We start from the raw sequence: 5,632 nt of genomic DNA, 5'->3' as shown, positions 1-5,632 counted from the left end.
CGGCCATCCTGACCGGTGCCGGCGCGAACTTCGGCCTGATCACGATCCAGCGCACCGCCGGCCGCATGGCCACCGACGCGACCGAGCGCATCCGCGTCTTCAGCTGGCTGGGGCTGGCGCCGGCGCTGTCCAACGTCATCGGCCCGGTGACGGCCGGTGCGCTGATCGACCTGATGGGCTTCCGCGTCGCGTTCGCGGTGTTGATGCTGATGCCGCTGGCGGCGATGGTGTCGGCGCGCTACGTGCCGGCCGAGGCCGACGTGCCGCGCCCTGCTGCCGCGACGCAGCACCAGAGTTCATGGGACCTGCTGCGCTCGCCGGCGCTGCGCCGGCTGCTGCTGGTGAACTGGCTGCTGTCGGCCAGCTGGGACGTGCATTCGTTCGTCGTGCCCATCCTCGGCCACGAGCGCGGCATGAGCGCCGGCGCGATCGGGCTGGTGCTGGGCCTGTTCGCGGTGTCGGTGGCCGGCGTGCGGCTGCTGATCCCGGTGCTCGCGCACCGCCTGAGCGAATCGCAGGTGCTGACCGGCGCGATGCTGTGGGTGGCGGTGATCTTCGGCATCTACCCGTTCGTGCACTCGGCCTGGTTGATGGCCTGCTGCGCGTCGCTGCTCGGCCTGGCGCTCGGCGCGGTGCAGCCGATGGTGATGTCGACGCTGCACCACATCACGCCGCACGAGCGGCACGGCGAGGCGATCGCGTTCCGCTCGATGGCGCTGAACGGATCCAGCACCGTGATGCCGCTGCTGTTCGGCGTGTTCGGCGCGGCGCTGGGGGCCGCGTCGCTGTTCTGGATGATGGGGCTGGCCGTCGGGGCCGGCAGCTGGCAGGCCCGTCAGATCAGAACTTGATGCCGGCCGGGTTGCTGCCGCTGGTGCCGGTGCCCGGCGATTGCGTCGGCTGGGCCGCCGGTGCCGTGGCATCGTTCTGCGGCGTGTTCCCGCTCACCGCCTGCTTCGGCGTGGTCAGCGGCGTCGCGCCGCCCTGCGGGAAGTTCGCCGRCAGCTTCGATTCCTTCGGGTACGCCGCGGCGTCGAGGTAGCTCGACCAGTCGTCGCGCTGGTAGCCGCGCAGCACCTGCGAACCGACGGTCAGCGCCGGCAGGTCGCGGGCGCCGGTGATGCGCTGCAGCGCGTCGCCGTCGTCCTTCGTCGCGATCGTCTTCTCGGCGAACGGGATGCCGCGCTGGCGCAGCGTCTGCCGGCCGGCATCGCAGGGCGGGCAGTCCTTGGTCGTGTACAGCGTCACCGGATAGCGTTGTGCCACCTGGCGCAACTCGTAGGGCAGGGCGACATCGTTCGCCACGCTGCCGTTGTTGCTGACCGACTGCACCTTGTTGTCGGGGCTGACCGCCGGCCGGTCGGTGTAGGTGACCTTGCCGTCGGGCCCGACCACCTTGTAGAGCGCATGCGCCGGCAGCGCAGTGAACAACGCGGCCAGCAGCGCCGGGGTCGCCAGGCTGAAGGTGCGGGCGAGGGTGCGGGAAGTGGATCGGGTCATGAGGAGCTCCAACAACGCAGATTGTGTTTGCGCCCGAATTTACTTCATCAGGCCATGCCCTGATGTCGCAACAATGCATCGATCTTCGGCTCGCGGCCCCGGAACGCCTTGAAGCTCTCCATCGCCGGGCGGCTGCCGCCGGCTTCGAGGATGGCCTGGCGGTAGCGCCGCCCCGTGGCGATGTCGAGCGCGCCGGCCTCTTCGAAGGCGCTCCAGGCGTCGGCGCTCAGCACTTCGGCCCACTTGTAGCTGTAGTAGCCGGCCGCGTAACCGCCGGAAAAGATGTGTGAGAAGCCGTGCTGGAAGCGGTTGAAGCGCGGCGGCACCAGCACCGCGACCTCGGCGCGCACCTCGTCGAGCAGGCCCTGGATGTCGGCCTGCGAGCCCGGCTCGGCATGCAGGCGCATGTCGAACAGCGAGAACTCGATCTGGCGCAGCGTCTGCAGCCCGCTCTGGAAGTTCTTCGCGGCCAGCATCTTGTCGAACAGCGCGCGCGGCAGCGGCTCGCCGGTGTCGACGTGCGCGGTCAGCCGCTTCAGCACGTCCCACTCCCAGCAGAAGTTCTCCATGAACTGGCTCGGCAGTTCGACCGCGTCCCACTCGACGCCGGAGATGCCGGCCACGCCGACATCGTTCACCTGCGTCAGCATGTGGTGCAGGCCGTGGCCGAACTCATGGAACAGCGTCGTCACGTCGTCGTGCGTCAGCAGCGCCGGGCGGCGCTTGCCGTCGACCTCGACCGGCGAGGCGAAGTTGCACACCAGGTGCGCCACCGGCGTCTGCGTGCGGCCGTCCGGGCGCGCCCAGCGGCCGCAGACGTCGTCCATCCACGCCCCGGGCCGCTTGCCGGGGCGGGCATACGGGTCGAGGTAGAACTGGCCGACCAGTTCGCCCTGGCGCTCGATGCGGAAGAAGCGCACCCCCTCGTTCCAGACCGGCGCGCTGTCGGAGCGGATGCTGACCTCGAACAGCGTCTCGATGATGCGGAACAGCCCGTCGAGCACCTTGGTCTCGGTGAAGTACGGCTTGACCTCCTGGTCGCTGAACGCGTAGCGGCTTTCCTTCAGCTTTTCGCTGGCGTACGGGAAGTCCCAGGCCTGCAGGTCGGGGAGGCCCAGCTCGTCGCGGGCGAAGGCACGCAGCTCGGCCAGGTCGCGCTCGGCGTAGGGGCGGGCGCGCTGCGCCAGGTCGCGCAGGAAGCCGGTGACCTGCTGCGGCGAATCGGCCATCTTCGGCACCAGCGACACCTCCGCGAAGCTCGCGTAGCCGAGCAGGCGGGCCTCTTCCTGGCGCAGGTCGAGCAGCTCGCGCATCACCGCGCTGTTGTCGAGCGCGGCGGGGCCGGCCTCGCTGGCGCGGGTGACGTACGCGACGTACAGCTTCTCGCGCAGCGCGCGGTTGCTGCCGTACTGCATCACCGGGAAGTAGCTCGGGAAGTGCAGCGTGATCTTGTGGCCCGGCTTGCCTTCGGCCTCGGCGGTGGCGCGCGACGCGGCGATCACGTCGGCCGGCACGTCGGCCAGCTCGCCGGCCTCGACGTACAGCGCGAAGCTGTCGGTCGCGTCGAGCACGTGCTCGGAGTAGGTCTGCGACAGCGCGGCCAGGCGGTCCTGGATCTGCGCATAGCGGTCGCGATCGGCGCCCTTCAGCTCGGCGCCGGACAGCACGAAGTCGCGCATCGCGTTCGACAGCGCCTGGCGGCGCGGCGCGCTGAGCGCGGCGGCAGCCGGGCTGTTGGCGATCAGCTTGTACTTCGCGTACAGCCGCTCGTCGGCGCCCAGCCGCGTGTGGAATTCGGTGACGGCCGGCAGCTGCTCGTTGTAGGCGGCGCGCAGCTCGGGCGTGTCGGCGACGGCGGTCAGGTGGTGCACCGCGCCCCAGGCGCGGCCCAGGCGCTCGGTGGCGACGTCGAGCACCGCCGACATCGCGTCGTAGTCGGCCGGCACCGCGTCGCTGGTGACCTTCTCGAGCGCCTCCTCGGCCTCGGTCAGCAATTGCGCCATCGCCGGCGCGACGTGCCCGGCGCGGATCGCCGAGAAGTCGAGCAGTGCATCGGGAACCAACAGCGGATTGATCTCGTTCATTGTTCTCTCCCTTTCGAAATGACGCGTGTGAAGCTCAGCCCTGCGCGAACCGCTCCGCCGCTTCCAGCGTGTTGACCAGAAGCATCGCACGGGTCATGGGTCCGACGCCACCCGGCACCGGCGTGATCCAGCCGGCGACCTGCGAGACGCCGTCGAAATCCACGTCGCCGGCCAGCTTGCCGTCGTCCTTGCGGTTCATGCCCACGTCGATCACCACCGCGCCCGGCTTGACCATGTCGGCGGTGAGCACATTGCGCTTGCCGACCGCCGCGACGACGACATCGGCCTGGCGCGTGTGAAGGCCGATGTCGCGCGTCCCGCTGTGGCAGATGGTGACGGTCGCGTTGGCCTGCAAGAGCAGCAGGGCCATCGGCTTGCCGACGGTGTTGCTGCGCCCGATCACCACCGCATGCTTGCCGCGCAGGTCGATGCCGGTGGTGGCGATCAGCTTCATGCAGCCGTACGGCGTGCACGGCAGGAAGCCGGGACGGCCGACCATCAGCGCGCCGGCGCTCTGCACGTGGAAGCCGTCGACATCCTTCAGCGGCGAGATCGCCTCGATGACCCTCTGCGGGTCGATGTGCTTCGGCAGCGGCATCTGCACCAGGATGCCGTGGATGGCCGGATCGGCGTTCAGCGCGGCGATGCGGGCGAGCAGCTCGGCCTCGGCGAGAGAGGCGTCGTACTTCTCGAGCACCGAATGCACGCCGCTCGATTCGCAGTCGGCGACCTTGTGCTTCACGTAGACCTGCGACGCCGGGTCGTCGCCGACCAGGATCACCGCCAGGCCCGGCCGGCGGCCGCGGGCGGTGAGGGCGGCGGCGCGTTGCGCGACCTCGGTGCGAACCTGCCTGGCCAGGGCGTTGCCGTCGATGAGTTGTGCGGTCATCAAATTTCCTTCAGAAATGAAAGAGGCCGCTGAAGAAGCGGCCTCGCATGCGGGGTCAGGGTCCGGCGCCGGGCCGCCCCAAGCCGGACGGCGCCCCTTGGGGGCAGGAGCGAAGCGACTGGGGGGCTCAAGCTTTTGCTTGGGCGCCCAGCGCGATCTTCAGGAGATCGGCGACGGTGTTGGCGTTCAGCTTCTCCATGATGTTGGCGCGGTGCGCCTCGACCGTCTTGATGCTGATGCCCAGGTCGTCGGCGATCTGCTTGTTGAGCCGGCCGGCGACGATGCGCTCGAGCACCTGCGCCTCGCGGGTCGTCAGGCGCGACAGCAGCGCATCGCGGCTGGCGGCTTCCTGGTGGTGCGAGAACGCGCTGCGGGCCTGGTCGAGCATGCGCTCGACGAGGCCGAGCAGCTCTTCTTCCTTGAAGGGTTTCTCGATGAAGTCCATCGCGCCCTTCTTCATCGTCGTGACGGCCATCGGCACGTCGCCGTGGCCGGTGATGAAGACGACCGGCAGCGGCGACTTGCGCTCGAGCAGGCGGTCCTGCAGCTCCAGCCCGCTCATGCCGTCCATGCGGATGTCGGCGATCAGGCAGGCGACCTCGCGCGGATCGAAGCGCGACAGGAACGACTCCGACGAATCGAAGCACTTGACGCGGTAGTCCTTGCCCTCGAGCAGCCATTGCAGCGAGTCGCGCACGGCCTCGTCGTCGTCGACCACATAGACCGTGCCCTTTTTCGGAATCAAGCTCATCGAAGCAGTCTCATGGCAGCGCCGGCTCCAGGCCGGCAGATTTGGCGGTTTCCACAGGCAGCGTGAAGCTGAAGCGGCACCCGACGGCGAGGTCGCCATTGTAGAGGTTCTGTGCCCGGATACGGCCGCGGTGGCTCTCGATGATCGAGCGGCACAGGGACAACCCGATGCCCAGGCCTTCCGCCTTGGTCGAGAAGAAGGCCTCGTAGAGCCGGCCGATCACTTCCTCCTTCAGCCCGGGGCCGCTGTCGGTCACGCTGAACTCGATCACGCCGCCTTCCTCGGGCGTGTGGCGCGGCACCACGCGCAACTCGATGGTGCGGCGCGCCTGCGGCAGCCCGGCCGAGTCGATCGCCTCGGCGGCGTTCTTCAGCAGGTTCAGCACCACCTGCTCGATCAGGATCGGGT

The 5,632-nt window shown here is 69.2% G+C and carries 6 protein-coding genes; 1 reads left to right on the top strand and 5 read right to left on the bottom strand.

Annotated elements, in window-relative coordinates:
* A partial coding sequence (locus AC1D15_RS16010) for an MFS transporter (RefSeq protein WP_477826741.1) occupies positions 1-851 on the top strand: 851 nt, incomplete at its 5' end.
* On the opposite strand, the gene AC1D15_RS16005 is transcribed toward AC1D15_RS16010, so the two are convergent.
* From AC1D15_RS16005 to AC1D15_RS15985, 5 genes are all read right to left on the bottom strand, one after another.
* Positions 841-1,500: a glutaredoxin family protein gene (locus AC1D15_RS16005; RefSeq protein WP_477826740.1), complete on the bottom strand. Its 660-nt coding sequence runs from the start codon at positions 1,498-1,500 to the stop codon at positions 841-843. The genes AC1D15_RS16010 and AC1D15_RS16005 overlap by 11 nt on opposite strands.
* A 47-nt stretch (positions 1,501-1,547) precedes the next feature.
* Positions 1,548-3,584 (bottom strand): M3 family metallopeptidase, encoded by a 2,037-nt coding sequence (locus tag AC1D15_RS16000; RefSeq protein ID WP_047510733.1) that lies wholly within the window; start codon positions 3,582-3,584, stop codon positions 1,548-1,550.
* 34 nt (positions 3,585-3,618) lie between these two features.
* Complete coding sequence (gene folD, locus AC1D15_RS15995; protein WP_477826739.1) at positions 3,619-4,473, bottom strand: bifunctional methylenetetrahydrofolate dehydrogenase/methenyltetrahydrofolate cyclohydrolase FolD; 855 nt, start codon at positions 4,471-4,473, stop codon at positions 3,619-3,621.
* Between the two features lie 127 nt (positions 4,474-4,600).
* Positions 4,601-5,224: a response regulator transcription factor gene (locus tag AC1D15_RS15990; protein WP_047510729.1), complete on the bottom strand. Its 624-nt coding sequence runs from the start codon at positions 5,222-5,224 to the stop codon at positions 4,601-4,603.
* Between the two features lie 10 nt (positions 5,225-5,234).
* On the bottom strand, positions 5,235-5,632 hold a 398-nt coding region (locus AC1D15_RS15985; protein ID WP_477826738.1), incomplete at its 5' end, for an ATP-binding protein.

It is taken from the genome of Rhizobacter sp. P2_H2 (genome assembly GCF_056403375.1).
Note: the sequence above shows the minus strand (reverse complement) of the source record. Positions and strands in the feature narration are given on the sequence as shown.

Bases quoted from the DNA above. Each gene is read 5' to 3' on its own strand.
- AC1D15_RS16000 (WP_047510733.1), bottom strand. From the start codon at position 3,584: ATGAACGAGATCAATCCGCTGTTGGTTCCCGATGCACTGCTCGACTTC.
- folD (WP_477826739.1), bottom strand. From the start codon at position 4,473: ATGACCGCACAACTCATCGACGGCAACGCCCTGGCCAGGCAGGTTCGC.
- AC1D15_RS15990 (WP_047510729.1), bottom strand. From the start codon at position 5,224: ATGAGCTTGATTCCGAAAAAGGGCACGGTCTATGTGGTCGACGACGAC.